Source organism: Roseobacter ponti, from assembly GCF_012932215.1.
GTDB lineage: Bacteria > Pseudomonadota > Alphaproteobacteria > Rhodobacterales > Rhodobacteraceae > Roseobacter > Roseobacter ponti.
This window is the reverse complement of record NZ_CP048788.1, coordinates 1,677,014-1,693,730: the sequence shown is the minus strand read 5'-3', so window position 1 is coordinate 1,693,730 and position 16,717 is coordinate 1,677,014. Positions and strand designations below refer to the sequence as shown.

15 protein-coding genes are annotated in these 16,717 nt (G+C 59.7%); 12 read left to right on the top strand and 3 right to left on the bottom strand.

Annotation, left to right across the window (positions count from 1 at the left end):
- Positions 1-34: 34 nt before the first annotated feature.
- Positions 35-1,519 carry a MocR-like pyridoxine biosynthesis transcription factor PdxR gene (gene pdxR / locus G3256_RS08130; RefSeq protein ID WP_169640338.1) on the bottom strand — a complete coding sequence of 495 codons (1,485 nt, stop codon included), beginning with the start codon at positions 1,517-1,519 and terminating at the stop codon, positions 35-37.
- 115 nt (positions 1,520-1,634) lie between these two features.
- Here pdxR and G3256_RS08125 point away from each other — a divergent pair, with 115 nt between their 5' ends.
- Positions 1,635-2,741 (top strand): mandelate racemase/muconate lactonizing enzyme family protein, encoded by a 1,107-nt coding sequence (locus G3256_RS08125; protein WP_169640337.1) that lies wholly within the window; start codon positions 1,635-1,637, stop codon positions 2,739-2,741.
- 149 nt (positions 2,742-2,890) lie between these two features.
- On the opposite strand, the gene G3256_RS08120 is transcribed toward G3256_RS08125, so the two are convergent.
- The gene (locus tag G3256_RS08120; RefSeq protein WP_169640336.1) at positions 2,891-3,694 is read right to left on the bottom strand and encodes a hypothetical protein; all 804 of its coding nucleotides are present in this window, start codon (positions 3,692-3,694) and stop codon (positions 2,891-2,893) included.
- 464 nt (positions 3,695-4,158) lie between these two features.
- Here G3256_RS08120 and G3256_RS08115 point away from each other — a divergent pair, with 464 nt between their 5' ends.
- From G3256_RS08115 to G3256_RS08090, 6 genes are all read left to right on the top strand, one after another.
- On the top strand, positions 4,159-5,361 hold the full coding sequence (locus tag G3256_RS08115) for a choice-of-anchor F family protein (protein ID WP_169640335.1): 1,203 nt from the start codon (positions 4,159-4,161) through the stop codon (positions 5,359-5,361).
- A 6-nt stretch (positions 5,362-5,367) separates the two neighbouring features.
- On the top strand, positions 5,368-5,484 hold the full coding sequence (locus G3256_RS19405) for a VPLPA-CTERM sorting domain-containing protein (RefSeq protein WP_169642373.1): 117 nt from the start codon (positions 5,368-5,370) through the stop codon (positions 5,482-5,484).
- A gap of 632 nt (positions 5,485-6,116) precedes the next feature.
- The gene (locus G3256_RS08105) at positions 6,117-6,971 is read left to right on the top strand and encodes a universal stress protein (protein ID WP_169640334.1); all 855 of its coding nucleotides are present in this window, start codon (positions 6,117-6,119) and stop codon (positions 6,969-6,971) included.
- A gap of 156 nt (positions 6,972-7,127) precedes the next feature.
- Positions 7,128-8,099 carry a Bug family tripartite tricarboxylate transporter substrate binding protein gene (locus G3256_RS08100; RefSeq protein WP_169640333.1) on the top strand — a complete coding sequence of 324 codons (972 nt, stop codon included), beginning with the start codon at positions 7,128-7,130 and terminating at the stop codon, positions 8,097-8,099.
- 54 nt (positions 8,100-8,153) lie between these two features.
- Positions 8,154-8,657, top strand: coding sequence for a tripartite tricarboxylate transporter TctB family protein (locus G3256_RS08095; RefSeq protein WP_169640332.1), 504 nt, complete (start codon positions 8,154-8,156; stop codon positions 8,655-8,657).
- A gap of 36 nt (positions 8,658-8,693) precedes the next feature.
- Positions 8,694-10,214: a tripartite tricarboxylate transporter permease gene (locus G3256_RS08090; RefSeq protein ID WP_169642372.1), complete on the top strand. Its 1,521-nt coding sequence runs from the start codon at positions 8,694-8,696 to the stop codon at positions 10,212-10,214.
- 661 nt (positions 10,215-10,875) lie between these two features.
- Here the strand turns inward: G3256_RS08090 and G3256_RS08085 are convergent.
- A complete protein-coding gene (locus tag G3256_RS08085; RefSeq protein ID WP_169640331.1) occupies positions 10,876-11,460 on the bottom strand; it encodes a nickel-binding protein in 585 nt (194 codons plus the stop codon).
- Between the two features lie 100 nt (positions 11,461-11,560).
- Here G3256_RS08085 and G3256_RS08080 point away from each other — a divergent pair, with 100 nt between their 5' ends.
- The 5 genes from G3256_RS08080 to G3256_RS08060 all read left to right on the top strand — a co-directional run bounded on the left by G3256_RS08080 (position 11,561) and on the right by G3256_RS08060 (position 16,666).
- Positions 11,561-13,201: a winged helix-turn-helix domain-containing tetratricopeptide repeat protein gene (locus G3256_RS08080; RefSeq protein WP_169640330.1), complete on the top strand. Its 1,641-nt coding sequence runs from the start codon at positions 11,561-11,563 to the stop codon at positions 13,199-13,201.
- Between the two features lie 314 nt (positions 13,202-13,515).
- A complete protein-coding gene (locus tag G3256_RS08075; protein WP_169640329.1) occupies positions 13,516-14,106 on the top strand; it encodes a LysR substrate-binding domain-containing protein in 591 nt (196 codons plus the stop codon).
- 137 nt (positions 14,107-14,243) lie between these two features.
- On the top strand, positions 14,244-15,290 hold the full coding sequence (locus G3256_RS08070; RefSeq protein ID WP_246227851.1) for an AraC family transcriptional regulator: 1,047 nt from the start codon (positions 14,244-14,246) through the stop codon (positions 15,288-15,290).
- 104 nt (positions 15,291-15,394) lie between these two features.
- Complete coding sequence (locus tag G3256_RS08065) at positions 15,395-16,222, top strand: NAD(P)H-binding protein (RefSeq protein ID WP_169640328.1); 828 nt, start codon at positions 15,395-15,397, stop codon at positions 16,220-16,222.
- A gap of 33 nt (positions 16,223-16,255) precedes the next feature.
- Positions 16,256-16,666, top strand: coding sequence for a DUF4345 domain-containing protein (locus G3256_RS08060; RefSeq protein ID WP_169640327.1), 411 nt, complete (start codon positions 16,256-16,258; stop codon positions 16,664-16,666).
- Positions 16,667-16,717: the final 51 nt, after the last annotated feature.

Sequence of the window (16,717 nt, the reverse complement as noted above, 5' to 3'; positions counted from 1 at the left end):
CACATATCCATTATGGAATTTTATACAGACCAATTTACGGGGTGAGTGCAGGCAGCTTCATAAGTGCTGAAACACCATTTTCGATGTCGGGAGGGCTGGTGCTGCCAAAGCCCAGCACCAGCCGCTTTTCTGCGGTGTCTGACAGGCTGTAGCGGCTGATCGGAGCAATCGTCAGACCGGCGGCGGCGGCCTGCGCCATCAGAGCAATTTCATCCACCCGGTCGTCCAGAAGGGCAGTTGTATGAAACCCGCTGGTTGTTTCCTGCAACCGGATGGTATCGGGCAGATGATCCTGCCCCGCCTGCATCAGCGCGTCATACCGGGTCTTATAAAGCCGACGCATCAGGCGGATATGGGCGGCAAACTGTCCCTCATCCATGAAATCCGCAACCGTCGCCTGGACCGCCGTCGGGGGCGTGCTGATCCAGGAGGCAAAAAGCGTGTCAAAAGAAGGCGTCAGATGTTCCGGCACCAGCATGAAACCCAGCCGCAGCGACGGGAAGAGCGTTTTTGAGAAGGTCCCGACATAGATGACCCGTCCCTGGGTATCGATGCTTTTCAACGGCGGGCGATGGCTTACGCCATAGTGAAACTCGCCGTCATAATCATCCTCGATGATCAGGGCCTGGGCATCATTGGCCGCCTCAAGCAGTTCCAGACGGCGGGCAAGCGACATGACGTGGCCCAGCGGCTGCTGGTGGGACGGCGTCACAAACGCGAGCCGGAAATGCGGGGCAAGCCGCCTGGCCTCCGCGATATTTATCCCTTCTGCGTCGACACTTACGGGCACCAGCTCAGCGCCTGCCGCAATCAGCGCATTGCGCGCACCCGTAGCGCCCGGATTTTCGTACCAGACCTTGTCGCCGGGATTTAGCAGCACCCTGCCGGCCAGAGAAAAAGCATGCTGCGCGCCGCAGGTGATGAAAATCTGCTCCGGGCTGCACTTGATCCCGCGGGCGGCATTGAGATGGCTGGCGATGGCATTGCGCAGACCCTGATGCCCCTGGGGCTGGCCATAGCCCATGATCTCAGCACGGTCACCGCGGAAATGGCGCGCCGAAAATCGCGACCACTGTGCAATGGGGAAAGCATCCAGCGCGGGCAGCGCGGTGACAAAGGCGCGGGCGCGATGTGGCAGCCAGGACCGGGGGGCGTAAGACGCAAAAGAGTGATCGATCGCATGCGACAGGCGGGGTTTTGATGTCTGCGGATCCGGCGGGCGCTGCTCGTCTGCGCCGGGGTGCTGCTGTTCCAGAATATCGCTGACAAATGTACCCGCCCCGACCCGCGAGACCAGCATGCCCTCAGCGACGAGTTTGTCGACAGCATCGATAACAGTGGTACGCGACACCCCCACTTCGCGCGCCAGCGTACGGCTTGCGGGGATCCTTTCCCCCGCGCGCAGACCACCCGACAGGATGATTTCACGCAGCACCATATAAAGCTGCACACCGATCGCCCGCTTGCCGGTGCGGTCTATTTCAATGGAAGAAAGCAGCGCACCGTCCTGTCTCTTCATCGGGGCGCTCCTTCAGGAATTGGACTGCTCATTGTGGCTTAATGGACCTTAATAAATATCCAAAGGCCTGTATCGTCAATATGTTCAGCCAGTCAGCCTACGTCGCGGAGTTCGCATGAAGATCAGATCCATCGAGACATTCACCAACGAATTTGTCTGTTTCACCCGCGTCACCGGCGAAGACGGCAAACAGGGCTGGGGACAGGTCGCGCCCTACTTCGCGGACATCACAGCCCGGGTCCTGCACCGGCAGGTCGCGCCCTGGACCCTCGGTCAGGATGACGGGGATATTAACGCTCTGCTCGATATTGTGCGCGACCGCGAGCACAAGTTCCCGGGCTCATATCTGCGCCGCGCCATGGGGGGGCTTGATACCGCTCTGTGGGATCTCAAAGGCAAACGGGCCGGCAAATCCGTGTGCGAACTGATCGGCGGGACGCCAGGGCCGGTGCGTGCCTATGCGTCGTCAATGAAACGGGACATCACGCCACAGGATGAAGCGGACCGGCTCCTGCGGTTGCGCGATGAGAAGGGCTTTGATGCATTCAAGTTCCGCATTGGCGCAGAGGTGGGCCGCAACGTGGACGAATGGCCCGGCCGCACCGAAGAAATCGTACCGACGATGTACAAAGCAATGGGCGATGATGTGGCGCTGCTTGTTGACGCGAACTCCTGTTATGATCCGGCGCGGGCAATCGAGGTTGGCAAACTGCTGGCAGACAACGGCGTGTCGCACTACGAAGAGCCCTGCCCCTACTGGGAATTTGCCTCGACAAAGAAGGTTACCGACGCGCTGGACATTGATGTCACGGGCGGCGAACAGGACTGTATGATGGCCAGCTGGAGGCAGATGATCGATGACCGTGTGGTCGACATCGTGCAGCCTGATGTGTGCTATCTTGGCGGCATCGCGCGCACCCTGCGCGTGGCGAAAATGGCGGAAAACGCAGGAATACCCGTCACGCCTCATTGTGCGAACCTCTCGATGGTGACGCTTTTCACCATGCACCTCATGCGGGCGATCCCGAACGCAGGAAAGTATCTGGAGTTTGCGATTGAAGGCCCGGATTACTATCCCTGGCAGGACGGGTTGTTCGTCAGTTCTCCTTTTACGATCACAGAGGGCAAAGCAGTTGTCACCGACGCTCCCGGATGGGGCGTGGAAGTTTCTTCCGACTGGCTGGAAAGGTCCGTGTATCAGATCAGCGAGGCAGACCTCTGAGGCGGCACGGGCAGGGCCTGGCCGTACGGGCACGCGGTCGGGCAACTCATGTCATGACAAGACCCGCGTGTCGCGTCGCGCACCCCGCTCTGGTCGGGCAATGCTGCGCAACACCATCAGACCGGATTTCTCAGTTCATATCTCACGTCTCAGTCCGCCGGCGCGGCATCCCGGAACCGGTACTGAAGCAACCTGATCTCATCGCCGGTAATGACAACGCCCTTTCGCCAGAGGCTGTCCTTCATCACGGTCGGATAGTGCTTTTCGTAGTCCCGGTATCTGTCGTTGGTCACCGCAAATGAAACCGGTAAATACTTCAGGCATTCCAGAACGTATATGTCAGCCTGCGACCCCGACGGCACAACATATATTTCGTCCCGGCTGAGCCCGAAAAACCTCTCCAGCATCACGGTCGAGTGTCGTTGTCCGTCCCGGAAGGCATCGTGGTCACGAAGCGTATAAAAAATGTTGGCGTCAAAGAAACAGACGATACGATACCCTTCTGAACGAAGCCGGTGTGCAATTTCCCCGAGCGGTTGCGCATCCAGTCCGTTGTCAAGGCCAAGATGGAGGATATTGTTGCCATCAAATACGGCCGTTTTCTCATCCAGCCGAAGCTTGTGCATGAAGCCCTGGCGATCATGGGCAAGCAGTACGTGCTGAATGCTTTTGCGCGATCTGCCGCGCGACAGGGTGCGGGATTTTCGGTCCACCAGCCACCAGACCACAAGAAGCGTTGATGCGGGAACAAGAACGAGTGCGGCGTCAAGCTCCGGGCGCGACAACTGCCACCACACCAAAAGCGTGCAGGCGCCGGCCAGCAGGGCAATGCGAAGGAGCCTCACTCCTGCTTTTTGCACCCCGTTGATCGCAGGTAGACCTGGTTTCGCATCAGGCTGTGCAGAGAGTACGTCGCCCAGTGTGAGCGGTTCGGAAGACATAATGAGACTCATAAAATAACTTTTCCGGGACGGTACCTGAGCGGCATCAGGAAAGCCATAAACACCTGTCGGCACCTGTTATCCAGCGCTTTCAATTCTCAAGGAAAAAGCGGCACGCGGTAGCCGGTCGCCATCAAAGCTCCGGGTGTCGTGACCCGACTGAGGAGATTTCCGACAATCACGGGCTGTAAACATACCTGGCGACACCGCCCCTCGCCGAATATCGCCTGCGCCTGACATCCTCACCTGATCGCCACACCCGCAGGAGGTCTAGACCAGTGCCGAGCCGCTGTACCGGTGCCGTTCCCGGGCTGCGATTGATTAAAATCAATGCGATACATTCACATATTTAGATATGATTCCACCGTACGGGTACGTGTCTGACGTCTGTCTCCCCCCGGTATTTGACAAGTCGTTTTCAGTACCCTGCAGATTGCAGACCGTCACCCGTACGACCAACACCACAAGGGGATAGTATGAGGAAAAATTTTTTAACAACTGCAGTTGCCGGGCTTTCGCTGGCATTGCCGGCATCATCGGCCACGATACTCGGGTCTGTTGAGTATCCGACTGTCGAAGGCTGGAATAAATCAAACGTGGCCACGGGCGAAACGCCTGACGATTATGAAACCGGTGAAAGCCTCGTTTACGACAGGGTGCTGAACGAAGACGGAAGTGTTCCGGATGATGCCAGCACCTACGGTAAGATCGTTTTTACGCCGCCAGAGGCCGTCAGCCCCGGGGTGGGGGTATCGAATGTGCCTTATCCTGATTCAGGCACAGGCAGTCCGGCGACAGAACTGCAGGGATGCATCAAGACGTCCTCCGGTGCCGCCTGTGATGGTCCCTTTCAGAGCGGGAAACGCATCAAACAGGTTATCACAAGCACAGATGGTCCGATGGACCTGGTGTTCGATCTTGATCCTGATAACCTGGATAACTTTTCAACCTATCAGGTCTTCGGGCGCCTTATAAACGGCACCGACCAGAGCTTTGACGGGTTTGAGATTTCGCTCGGCTTCGGGATCGGAAGCGATTTCCGGTTGTCCACGGATGACACGCTTGCGTTTTCGACCGCATTCACCGCGCAACCTTCCGGTTCCGGCTCGTCCAATACCCAGTTCCCGTTTGGCCTTTTCGGAGACGCATCAACCAATCCGAATTTCCTGCTGGACGGGTTTTTTGATGATGAGAGAACAGGCCTGACGGTCACGCAGACCTCAAATGCAATCTTCACCGGGCAGATCGCAGGCTACTATGGAAATTACAAAAACGATTTCGGACCGTGGCTGGCACAGCAGGATGCCCCCGAGGGTCTGTTCTGGGATTTCGATAATGACGAAACCACCGATAATCTGCTGATGGCCTGGGAGAAATCTCCCGGCGTCTGGGAACTGCGCCGTCAGGTCGGTGAAACCTGTGAAACGAACACCGCGGGCGACGAAACCTGCACAGACGGGGTCATGCTTGGCGCATCAGAGTATGTCGTTGGCTCCCGGGCGGAAATCGAACTGGCCCTGCAGGAGGCATTCGATACACTGAACCCGGATGCCGACGACGGTGCGATCGTGCTCAGCGACGGTAAGATCGAGGATTTCGGAAATCTGAACCTCAACTACGCCATTGCTCTCGGCGATCTGAGCAACGGGTTTCTCGACTTCAACGAGGCACCCGCATAGTTCACGCTGCGTACGACGGTTTTCGCTTCGCAGGTATCGCCGGTTCCGCTGCCTGCGGGCGCCTCCCTTCTTCTGGCGGGTCTTGCGATGATCGGTCTGCTGAAGCGGCGGCGAGCAGTATGACCTGTTAAAACGTATCCTGCGTCAGCCGGCATTCATCCCGGCTGGCGCGGTTTTTAGCGGTGCGGAAACAGCGAGGCCGCGCCCGGGAGGGGCCTTCTGGTTCTTTGGTTCGTTCTGACTGCCCGCACCCGCAGGTTCTTACGGAACTGAACCACCCCCTGCCCCCCCGAATACTGTGCCCGCGCACCGGGCCCGATCAGAACATCGGTCTGCCGCCCCGCTTTTCGGGGCCCCGGAATTATGCGAACAATCCGTCGCGCAGGTGGCGGTTTCAGCGCGGCACTCGTCTTATCTCTTCACTAAAAGCCTTCCGGCACTACGTGATCGGGAAGACAGCAGACGGAATGCCTTGATGATTTATCAGAACAGTCGCCGCCCGAGAGCATCGAGAAAAGCACTGAGCCACCGGGCGTCTGCACGACGAATTCAGCTCACTTATGCAGGACCCGTCCCGTCCTGGCCTGAGTATCTCATGGGCGTCCGGCACGGCAAATCGACCGGCGCGCAGGAGCACTGACGCGGCAAAGGCACCCGCCAGAAATGCGTTTTGCCGGCGTAAGACCGAAATTTTAGTATTGTCCGGTTCCGCGAAGACAGCGCGACCCCGGTCGGCAAGAGGAGGAAAGCCATCCATGCTTAGTAAAATCGTCGTTCCGGTACGCGGAGACGGTATGATCGAGCCCGTACTCGGACATGCCTCGGCGCTGGCCATGCGCCACAACGCGCATATCGTTGTCGCCCACTGCCGCTCAAGGACTGAGGATCTGATGCCATACAGTCGACAGCTACCATCCTTTGCGCGGGAAACGCTCACCGAGCAGGCCCGCGAACTGGCCGATCAGGAAGAACAGGCTGTCCGGGACCAGTTGCACAGGTTCGCTCTCTCGCTGGGGCTGAAAGAAACCGACACGCCAGGCCAGGGCGTGGCATCTGTCGAGTTTGCGGAAGAATACGGGCTCATGGCTGATGTGATCAAACACATCGGCAGGCTTGCGGATCTGGTCGTTGTCGGCAAGCCGGACCGCGACCGAAATCTTGGCACCAATTCGCTGAAGTCCGCCCTGTTCCGCACCGGGCGGCCGGTCCTGATGTGCCCGCCCCGCAAAGATGTGCAACCGGACTTCGGAAACCACATTACGGTGGCCTGGAACGGGTCGCTGGAGTCGTCGCGCGCCGTTGCGATGACCCTCGACATTGCGAGAACGGCGCAGTCGGTGACCATTCTTTCCGGCGGCAAAGGCGAGCCGCATGGTGCGACCGCAGAAGAGCTGGTTGAGTACTACCGTCTGCGCGGAATTGCGGCTGAGATTGAGCGGTTCGATGCCCGCAATCCCGCCGAAGGTTTGCTGAAGAGAACGACCGAACTGGGTGCCAATCTGCTCATAATGGGGGCCTACGGGCATAACCATGAACGCGAGACCCTTTTCGGCGGCAATACCCAGGCCGTTGTAGATAAAGCAGAAATTCCTGTGGTTTTGGTACACTAAGGTATTCATTGGCCGCGCAACAAAGTTTCGCTTGAAAAGCAAATTTAACAAGATAGTTACTCTCGTACGCCGGAAGAAATATGCCTGCGTTGCAGGTCCCGGTTGTGCTTTCAGCATCAGCCGGGCGGCCGGGACAATGAACGGGAGGACTATACCATGAAGATTACGAAACGTTTTCTGCTGGGAATCGCTGGAGGCACTCTCTTTGCGACAGCGCCCATTTCTGCAGTGGCCCAGGACTGGCAGCCGCGTAAACCCATTGATTTTGTCATCATGGCAGGTGCCGGCGGTGGCGCTGATCAGATCGCCCGCTTTATCCAGTCGGTGGCTGAAAAGCAGGATCTGACAAACCGGCCCCTTGTGCCGAATAACAAAGGCGGTGGGTCCGGTGCGGAAGCGCTGATCCATGTCAGCAATGCCAGCGATCCTGATCACACAATCCTTGTGACGCTGAATTCATTTTTCACGACACCGCTGCGTCAGGACAACCTCGGAATCGACATCCAGACCTTTACGCCTGTTGCGATGATGGGCGTCGACCCGTTTGTACTCTGGGTGCATAAAGACAGCGGCATTACCTCAATGGATGAGTATGTCAGCCAGGTGAAAGACATGGGTGGCGAGTATGTCATGGGCGGCACCGGTGCCGGTCAGGAAGACAGCATCGTCATCGCCTATATGTCCGATGCCTATGACCTCGACATTAAGTATATCCCCTATGACGGCGGTGGTGCCGTGGCCAAGGATCTTGCCGGTCAGCAGATCATGGCCAGTGTGAACAACCCCGCGGAAGCCAAGGGTTTCTATGAGGCCGGAGACTTCGTGCCGCTGCTGGCCTTCTCGGATGAGCGTATGCCGGCCTATCCCGATGTTCCCACGATCAAGGAGATGGGGCACGACTTCTCCTACTACAATCAGCGGGCCGTGGTCGGAGCGCCGGGCATGTCAGACGAAGCTGCTGCCTACTATCAGGATCTCTTCACCACGATCTATGAGAGCGAAGAATGGCAGGGCTACCTGAAAGCCGAAAGCCTCTCGCCACTCTGGATGGATGCGGAAGCACAGCGCGACTACTGGGGCCTGCAGGTCGAAAACCACAAGAAACTGCTCGCCGCACTGGGCGAATAAGGTCCGCAGACCCGTCAGACCCCTGAAACGGGACGTAACAGCAAGGAGGGCCAGATGCGCGTTGGCGAGATTGTAACCGCCGGATTTCTGGCCCTTCTGTCGCTTTACCTGATGTGGAAAAGCACCGAACTGCCCATCGGCTTCATCCCCGGAAAAGGCCCTGGCGGTGGCGCCTGGCCGTTCTGGCTCTCCGGGATCATGCTGATTAGCTGTTGCTGCATCGCCTTTAACTGGTGGCGCGGTACCAGCGCCCCCTCACAGTCCGACGAGCCTGTGCTTGACAGTCATGGATGGAAATCTCTGATCTTTGTGGGCGGGGGCGTGATCGTCTTCGTGGTTCTGATCAGCATCATCTCAATGTACGGGGCGGTTGGTGTATTTTTGTTTTACTACACCTGGTTTCTGGGTCGGCACAGCCTGTGGCTGAGCCTGTCGATCGCACTGATCACACCGCTGGCCCTGTTTTTCTTTTTCGAGGGTGCGATGCGGATCACGATGCCCTCGGGCCTGCCCTTCACCGACCCGGTCTTCAACATCCTCTATGACATTATTTACTGAAGTTATGGCACGCTTCCCTGAAGAAAGTACCCGATGATGGACGTCCTGCACCTGCTTGGCGATGGTATGCTGCTGTCCCTCCAGCCTCTCAACCTGCTGATGATCCTGCTTGGCGTTACCGTCGGGCTCTTTATCGGGGCGATGCCCGGGCTCGGGTCGGTCAACGGGGTTGCAATCCTTCTGCCGATAACTTTCCTTGTTCCGCCCGGTTCAGCCATCATTTTTCTGGCTGCAATTTATTACGGGGCGATGTACGGCGGCGCTGTGTCCTCGATCACGCTTGGTATCCCGGGCGCGTCAACGGCCGTGGCCACCACATTTGACGGTCTGCCGATGGCGCGCCAGGGCCGCGCGAGCCTCGCACTTGTGACGGCAGCTCTGGCCTCCTTTGTCGGAGGCACGATCGCGAATATTCTTTTCACCCTCTTCGCGCCCCTGCTGGCAACGGTGGCTCTGTCCTTTGGCCCCCCGGAGGTCTTTGCTCTGATGCTGCTCGCCTTTGCCACTTTTGTCGGACTGGGTGGCGATGACATTCCCAAAACGATCTTCTCCATCTGCTTCGGGCTGGTGCTGGGTGCGGTCGGTTTTGATCAGATCTCCGGCGCGCCACGACTTGTTCTGTTCGATTACAACGGCTTCCTGCAGGGTATCGGCTTTCTGGTTCTCGCCATCGGCGTCTATGGCATCGGAGAAATGCTCTGGACCATTGACCAGACCCGCGGGGAGGTCACGGCCACGACCCCGAAAATGACAGTGAAAGGAATGGCAACAGATGCCAGAGACTTCGCCACGCGGGGCTGGAAAGGAACAGCCATCGGGTCATTTCTGGGCTTCTTCGTCGGTATCCTGCCGGCTGCCGGCGCGACACCTGGATCGCTGATGTCTTACGGTGTGGCAAAGATGGTATCGCGCAACCCCGGCCAGTTCGGCAAAGGCTCGATCGACGGCGTCGCGGCACCCGAGGCTGCCAATAATTCCGCATCAACAGGATCCATGCTGCCGATGCTGACCCTTGGGATACCCGGTTCGCCCACAACGGCGATTCTGCTGGGGGGCATGGTGATCTGGGGGCTGGTGCCCGGGCCACGGCTTTTCGTCGACGAAGAGGAATTCGTCTGGGGGCTGATCGGCTCATTTTACATTTCGAATGTCGCGGCGCTCCTGATCAACCTCGCTTTCATACCGGTGTTCATCTGGATGCTCAGGATGCCTTTCACAATCCTCGCGCCGATGATTTTCGTGCTCTCGATTGCCGGTGGCTATGCCTCGACACGCGATATGTTCGACATCTGGCTGATGGTTGCCTTCGGGATCGGCGCTTTCTTCATGCGCAAGTTTGAATATCCGCTGGCCCCTGCCGTTCTGGCGATTGTGCTGGGTCCGATCGCAGAGCCAACGCTGCGCCAGTCGTTGCTGCTCTCGTCGGGTGATCCGTCGATCTTTTTCACGCGGCCGGTGGCCGGGCCGATCACTATTATTGCGCTGATCCTGATTTTCCTGCCTGCTCTGAAACTGCTGCGCCGGTTGCGGCCAAATGGCAAAGAGACGGCAAGGTAGCAGGGGCTGCGGCTGAACGGCATGGGTCCCGGAGATCAGACATACGCCGCACCCGCTTCTGACGCACCGACGGGCCGGAATGCAGGGCGTGCCTCGTCTGCACGAGCGTGAGTGATCAGAGGCGGGTAGTCTCCGGTTACACCCGGAGTGTTACAGCATCTGTCGCAAAGCCTGCAACGACCTGCCCGTGGATGAAACACGGCGTCTGTCGCGCTGGACAGGCGCGACGCGGCCACGGGACCACAAAGGTCTGACTGAATCGGGTCGTTAGAAACCTTAACGATCTGAAACAGCAGTCGCCGTCTCGCCCTTCTGTCCTTCGAGGTATGCCGGCAGTGTCTATCTCCTGGTGAATGCCGCAGTCTTTGCGAAGTTCCCTGAAGACAAAACAGCATTCATCAAAGGACCCTATGGCAGGTGGCCGGGCATCGTGAACACCGCGACGGACGATCTGTAAACCCACCCCTGCCTGCACGCGGCGGCCAATGCCCGGGCACCGGTCGCCGCGTCTCTTGTCACTATCCGAGACACCCGTGAAACGGCTTTGGAACGGCGCGCCTCATCAACAGACTGCAGGATCATGGCCATGACCGGTCAATATCACATCCGCCGCGATGGCTGTTCTCAACAGCGACCGGTGGATCCGCCAAAAACGGGCGCTTCAGTCGACTGACTGCTCCACCGGCGTGATCTTTCCGACAGGTGCTCCGGCCAGTGCACCGTGCTCACGCAGCGTATCAGGATTGTCAGCCCGATAGACACAATATGTCCCTTCGCTCGTCAGATAGGAATGATCCCATTCGATGACATCCCCGAGTTTGGCCACGGCAGCGTTCGAGCCCTGCGAAATTTTCCGCTTTTTCTCCAGTCCGAAGAACCCGACCCCCGGGATGGGTCGCTCAATCACATAGACCTGATGTCCGTCGCGCAGCGTATCTTCTGCAGGCCTGCCACCTCCGACGACCGGCGAGTTGATGAACAGCACCTCGGAGATTTTTTCCGGCGTGATTGCCGCGGTCTTTAAAAGCTCGCGCACCGAGATCTCGTCGTCTGCGGACAAGACCACATAGCTGTCAGCGCCTGCCGAAAGGGTTTCATCGACGGACACGCCCGATTGCTGCATCACTGCCTCAGACGGTTCCTCAAAGGGCGCCTCCAGTTCGACAACAAACTGGCCTGCGAAAGCCGCTCCGGGCGAAAAGAGCACCACGATAAATCCGGTGCGAAAAGATGAGAAAGTAAGCATTTTTTGCCTCCCGTTCTGGATACAGGGTTTCGTGGCTTCCGTGGCCATGCAAGCGGAAACCGACTATAATAAAGGAGCATAACCAGCAGAAATGTCCTGAATGACTTCCGAAATCGCTCCGAAATCCGGTTATCTGCGTGTCGGTCAGGGTCACTATGACCCTGCATCCGGTGCGCTGACGGGGGCTGGCGGGTCACGGATCCGGCTGCGAAAGCAATCCGGGGAAGTCCTTGCCGCGCTGGCTGAGCATGCAGGTGAGGTGGTCAGCCGGGAGGAGCTGACTGAACGGGTGTGGAAAGATATTGCCACCACGGACGATTCCCTCATTCAGTGCATCGGCGACATTCGTCGCGCGCTTGGCAAAGAGGTTATCGAAACCTGGCCGAAGGTTGGCTACCGCCTTGTGGTCGAACCTGCTGCGATACCGGAGACCAAAGCGTCAAAGCACCGGCGGATGCGCAACGCCGTCACCCTTGCCTTTCTCGCCATCGTCGCTGGCGGTCTGTGGCTTTGGTCGGGCCCCGGTCATCTGAACAAAGACGCGGCACTCGTTGTGCCGCCGCGTATCCTGCCCGATAAAACGCTCGCGGTGCTTCCCTTTGTCAATCTCGGGGGCGGCGACGAGCTGCAGTATTTCGGTGACGGCCTCAGCGAAGATCTGACAACGGACCTCGCCAAGGTGCCTGACCTGACAGTGATCGCCTATGCGTCCAGCGGTGATTTCCCGCAAGCCGAGACAGGGTTCCGGGGCATCGCCGATGATCTGGGCGTTCGCTATCTCGTGCGAGGAACCGTGCGCCACTCCGATAACCGCGTGCGAATAAACGTTTCTCTGATTGATCCTTATGAAGGTGTGAACATCTGGGCTGAGCGTTTCGATCGCGTCCGGCAGGACCCCTTCGACGTGCAGGAAGATGTGACGCGCGCCATTGTTGAAGCGCTGTCGCTCTCACTCGACGCCGGAGTGGCGCCTTCCCGTGTGGCGACGGACGCCTATTTTCTGTTGCTGCGCGGCCTTGAGCCACTGCGCGAGCACACGGTCGCCGGCAACGCCAGGGCGCGGGAATATTTTATGAAAGCGCTCGAACTTGAGCCCGATTATGCCCGTGCGCATGCCTCTGTCGCAGTGGCTTACGGGCGGGATGTGATGTCCGGTTATGGTGCCGCCTCCCGACAAAACGCCGTGCAGGCGGGCCTCAGGTCGGCGATCACGGCAATACAACTCGATCCGGATATACCAAACGCATATTTTGCGCTGGCAATTCTGAACCTGGCCATTCGGGAACACGACAAAGCCCTCGCCGCGGCACGGCATTCGATCCGGCTGAACCGTAACTTCGCCGATGGCTACGCCGTTCTGGCTGAAGCCGCTTTGTATGGCGGTGACCTGCATGAAGCGCTGGAGGCGATTGAGCACGCAAAACGACTGCATCCGCATTATCCGGCGCGCTTTGACTGGATTGAAGGGCATATTCATTTTCAGCTTGGCGATCCCGGCAGCGCAAAGCCTCTGCTGGAAACAACCGTAGAGAAGTCGCCCGGGTTTACTGCGGCCTATGCGATGCTCGCTGCTGTCTGCACCGATCTGGGCGAGCCGGATTGCGCGGGATCTGCACTGGCAGCGGTCAGAGTACATCAGCCTGATTTCTCGGTCGAAGGCTTTCTCAATGCGACACCTTACAAATCCAAAGACCGCCATCGCCGTCTCGCAGAAGCGTTGCAGCGGGCAAACGCAGACTGAAGCGGTCGGTTGACGGCAGGGCACAGCCCCCCTCACATACGAAACCCTCCGCGCCGTTCGCCGGGAGCAACAGCAACCGCTTATGCCACTTACCCCGAACTGCTGTTCCGAATGCAATGGCCTGCCCAACAAAACTGAACAGGTATGTTCCATTGAAATTCAACAGGTCGCCGCACAAGCGATCCAACCGCGTCACGACGAAATGCATGTTCATTTACGGTGCTTATGGAAATACTGTGATATCAGGAATGTGGCGGAGGGAATGGGCCTCACATCCAACCTTCTCTATCTATATTTTATTGATCGGTAACTGAATGAAGATCAACCCTCGGTTCCCCAACCTGCGCGTCGTCCTGCGCCTCCAGGCCTCCAACGACTATGCAGACCTGATTACTGACGGCATTGATCTGGCCATACGGGGCCATGAAAAGCTGCTTCCCGACTCCGGGCTGATCCAGCGGCGCATCACCGAAGTCCCGTGGCACCTGTTTGGCCCACCCGGCCTTGCGCAACATCTCGGGAATTCGGCGTCACCGACCGACTTCGATAGCCAGCCCGGTCTTGCGCTTGGATGGCGCCCCGGGAGCAGCGCCTGGTCGTTAGAAGGCCTCGGCAGAAGCACCGCCTCGGTTCCATACGCAATACGGATGCGCTGTGATGACATGGTCTCCTTGAAGGAAGCAGCGGCGGCGGGGCTCGGCGTGGTGGCTCTGCCGGCCTATGTCTGCGCCGAGGATGTCGCGGCAGGGCGGCTGAGCCGCCTCCTGCCGGACTGGACCGCCGGGCTGCCGGAGATCAGCCTTCTGGCGCACGAACGGTGGGGCAACCCGCCTCAGGTCGACGCCATTGCCGCCTTTCTGCGCCTCGAATTGCCGAATGTCATGAACAAAATCGGCCGCTCCTAGAGTAGAGGGCCTACAATCCGAGTGGATGGCGGACCTCTTGCGAATCCTCGACGTTCAGATGATGGCCGAACCTTTGCTATCCTTACGTTAGCCCCCGGGCGCTGGCTGCGGTCGTCGCGACTTCGGAGGGGCAATCAATGGTCTTGGTGACCAGCATATCGCGCGGTAGTCTACGCGACATGGGCTATGTCACGTCTCTGTTCGCGCGCAAGATGGTGGCCGCGGCAGGGGCGGACGTCGATGCACGTGCGCTTCTGACCTCCATCAACCTCGATCCCGACGGCCCATGGGATCCCAAGGCAATGATCCCGGCAGTCACCTATTATGACCTGCTGGAGCGGATCGCAGCCGAAGTCGATGTCACTGATCTGCCCGTGCGCACCGGAGCCTCGATGCGGCTCGACGAGTATGGCGCGCTGGGACTGGCCTTCAAGGCGGCGACCACGCTCGGCGCGTCCTACGCGCGGGTCGAGCGGTATGCGCGTCTCTGGACCAGCGTGATGGAGTACGAACTGCGCGAGGATCCACGCGGGACGCTCTTCATCCTCCACCGCCCCGGCGAACGGCGTCTAGGCATGCGTCTGTCGAACGAGGCGACGCTGGCGAGCGCCGTCTCGATCGCCCGGCAGGTCAGCCCGGTGCCCGTCAGGCCGCCGGAAGTTCTGGTTCGCCATCCTGCCCCGAACTCGGTAACCGCGCACGAGGCCTGGTTCGGTTGCCCCGTCCGGTTCGCGACTGATCTCGACGCGATCCTCTTTTCGCGGGAGACGCTGGCGCAGCCGAACATCCTCGGGGACGCGGGGATTTCGCGGCACCTCGTCTCGCATCTCGACAAGGAACTTTCGGAGATCGCCGACGAGGCCCCGCTGGTTGCCGAGACAAAGGATGCCATCGCACAGGCGCTCAGCGAGGGCGCGCCGAAAATGGCCGACATCGCGCGGGGTCTCGGGCTCAGCGCGCGGTCGTTCCACCGAAGGCTCTCCGAACAAGGGATGAGCTTCCAGACCCTGACCGAGGAGACCCGGCGCGAATTGGCGGAGGGGCTCCTGCGCGACAAGGGTCATTCCCTCGCGGAGATCGCGTTCCTGACCGGGTTTGCTGAGCAGAGCTCCTTCACTCGCGCGTTCAAGCGCTGGGTGGGCATGACGCCGGCGAGCTACCGCAAGGACAGTGGAGGTCGCTGATCCGCTCTGGCAGCGTCGGTCAAAAGACTGGCAATCCCGGTCAATACTGCACCTGCGCGGGTCGCCTATCCCTTGGTCGTCAACTCGAACCAAGGGAGAGACCCATGCAACCGAACCCTAATCTCGTCATCGGCGCCACCGGCAAGACCGGGGCCCGCGTCGCCGCAAAGCTGGAGGCGAAGGGCCTGCCTGTCCGCCGTGGCTCGCGCAGTTCCGCCATTCCCTTTGACTGGGAATCGCCGGAGACCTGGGCCCCAGCCCTTAGCGGTGTCCGGGCAGCCTACGTCACCTACTTCCCCGATCTCGCTTTCCCCGGCGCCGTCGAAAAGCTCGAGTCCCTCGTCGAGACCGCGAAAGACGCGGGCGTTGAGCACATCGTCCTTCTGTCGGGAAGGGGCGAGCACCATGCACGGCTGGGTGAAGAGGTCGTGCGCAACTCCGGGATCGACTTCACGCTCGTCCGAGCCGCCTGGTTCGCGCAGAACTTTTCCGAAGGCTACCTGCGCGAACCGATCCTGGCCGGCGTGCTGCCGATGCCCGGCGGCGACATCGCGGAACCGATCATCGACATCGAGGATATCGCCGACGTGGCGGTCGCGGCACTATCCGAAGCGGGCCACCGAGGCAGGCTCTACGAAGTGACCGGCCCGCGCCTGATGACCTTCGCCGAGATGGCCGAGGTGCTGGGCCAGGCCGTAGGTCGCCCGATCCAGCATATCCCCATCAGCTACGACGACTTCCATGCGAATGTCGCGGCAGCGGGTGGCGATTTCGTGGCGAACGTCTTCACCGCGATCGCGCGCGAGACGCTGGACGGTCGCAACGCCCACACGAGCGATGGTGTCATGCAGGCCCTCGGCCGTCCGCCGCGCGACTTCGCCGAGTTCGCCACGGAGGCCGCCCGGGAGGGCACCTGGCCCGCCGCGGCCTGACCCTCACCTCCATCCCAAATCGGAGCAAATCCAATGAAACCTGTTCAGAAATTCGCCCTCAGCCTCGCCGGCATCACCTCGCTCGGTATCGGTGCCTTTATCCTCGCCGCACCTTTCGCGTTCTACGCAAGCTACGGGATCACGCTTGGGCCCGATCCCAGCCTGCTGAGCGAGTTGCGCGCACCGGGCGCCGGGCTGGCCGCCTTCGGGGCCGTGATGCTGGCCGGCATCGTCCGCCCGGCGCTGCGACAGGCCGCCGTGGTGGCCGCGCTGACCGTCTTCGTCGCCTTCCCTTCGGGGCGCGTGGTGGGCCTTGCAATCGACGGCATGCCGTCGGGAGGCATCCTAGGTGCGCTTGTCCTTGAACTCGTGATCGCCGGGTTCTGCCTCTTCGCGTTTCGGAGGGGCGCCGATCCTGCACTCACCGGCTTCGCCACGCGCTGACCACACCCCGACGCGGCGCGCGCGCCATGTTTCCGCCGCAACCCTCCTACA

Bases quoted from the DNA above. Each gene is read 5' to 3' on its own strand.
- pdxR (WP_169640338.1), bottom strand. From the start codon at position 1,519: ATGAAGAGACAGGACGGTGCGCTGCTTTCTTCCATTGAAATAGACCGC.
- G3256_RS08125 (WP_169640337.1), top strand. From the start codon at position 1,635: ATGAAGATCAGATCCATCGAGACATTCACCAACGAATTTGTCTGTTTC.
- G3256_RS08120 (WP_169640336.1), bottom strand. From the start codon at position 3,694: ATGAGTCTCATTATGTCTTCCGAACCGCTCACACTGGGCGACGTACTC.
- G3256_RS08115 (WP_169640335.1), top strand. From the start codon at position 4,159: ATGAGGAAAAATTTTTTAACAACTGCAGTTGCCGGGCTTTCGCTGGCA.
- G3256_RS08105 (WP_169640334.1), top strand. From the start codon at position 6,117: ATGCTTAGTAAAATCGTCGTTCCGGTACGCGGAGACGGTATGATCGAG.
- G3256_RS08100 (WP_169640333.1), top strand. From the start codon at position 7,128: ATGAAGATTACGAAACGTTTTCTGCTGGGAATCGCTGGAGGCACTCTC.
- G3256_RS08095 (WP_169640332.1), top strand. From the start codon at position 8,154: ATGCGCGTTGGCGAGATTGTAACCGCCGGATTTCTGGCCCTTCTGTCG.
- G3256_RS08090 (WP_169642372.1), top strand. From the start codon at position 8,694: ATGGACGTCCTGCACCTGCTTGGCGATGGTATGCTGCTGTCCCTCCAG.
- G3256_RS08085 (WP_169640331.1), bottom strand. From the start codon at position 11,460: ATGCTTACTTTCTCATCTTTTCGCACCGGATTTATCGTGGTGCTCTTT.
- G3256_RS08080 (WP_169640330.1), top strand. From the start codon at position 11,561: ATGACTTCCGAAATCGCTCCGAAATCCGGTTATCTGCGTGTCGGTCAG.
- G3256_RS08075 (WP_169640329.1), top strand. From the start codon at position 13,516: ATGAAGATCAACCCTCGGTTCCCCAACCTGCGCGTCGTCCTGCGCCTC.
- G3256_RS08070 (WP_246227851.1), top strand. From the start codon at position 14,244: ATGGTCTTGGTGACCAGCATATCGCGCGGTAGTCTACGCGACATGGGC.
- G3256_RS08065 (WP_169640328.1), top strand. From the start codon at position 15,395: ATGCAACCGAACCCTAATCTCGTCATCGGCGCCACCGGCAAGACCGGG.
- G3256_RS08060 (WP_169640327.1), top strand. From the start codon at position 16,256: ATGAAACCTGTTCAGAAATTCGCCCTCAGCCTCGCCGGCATCACCTCG.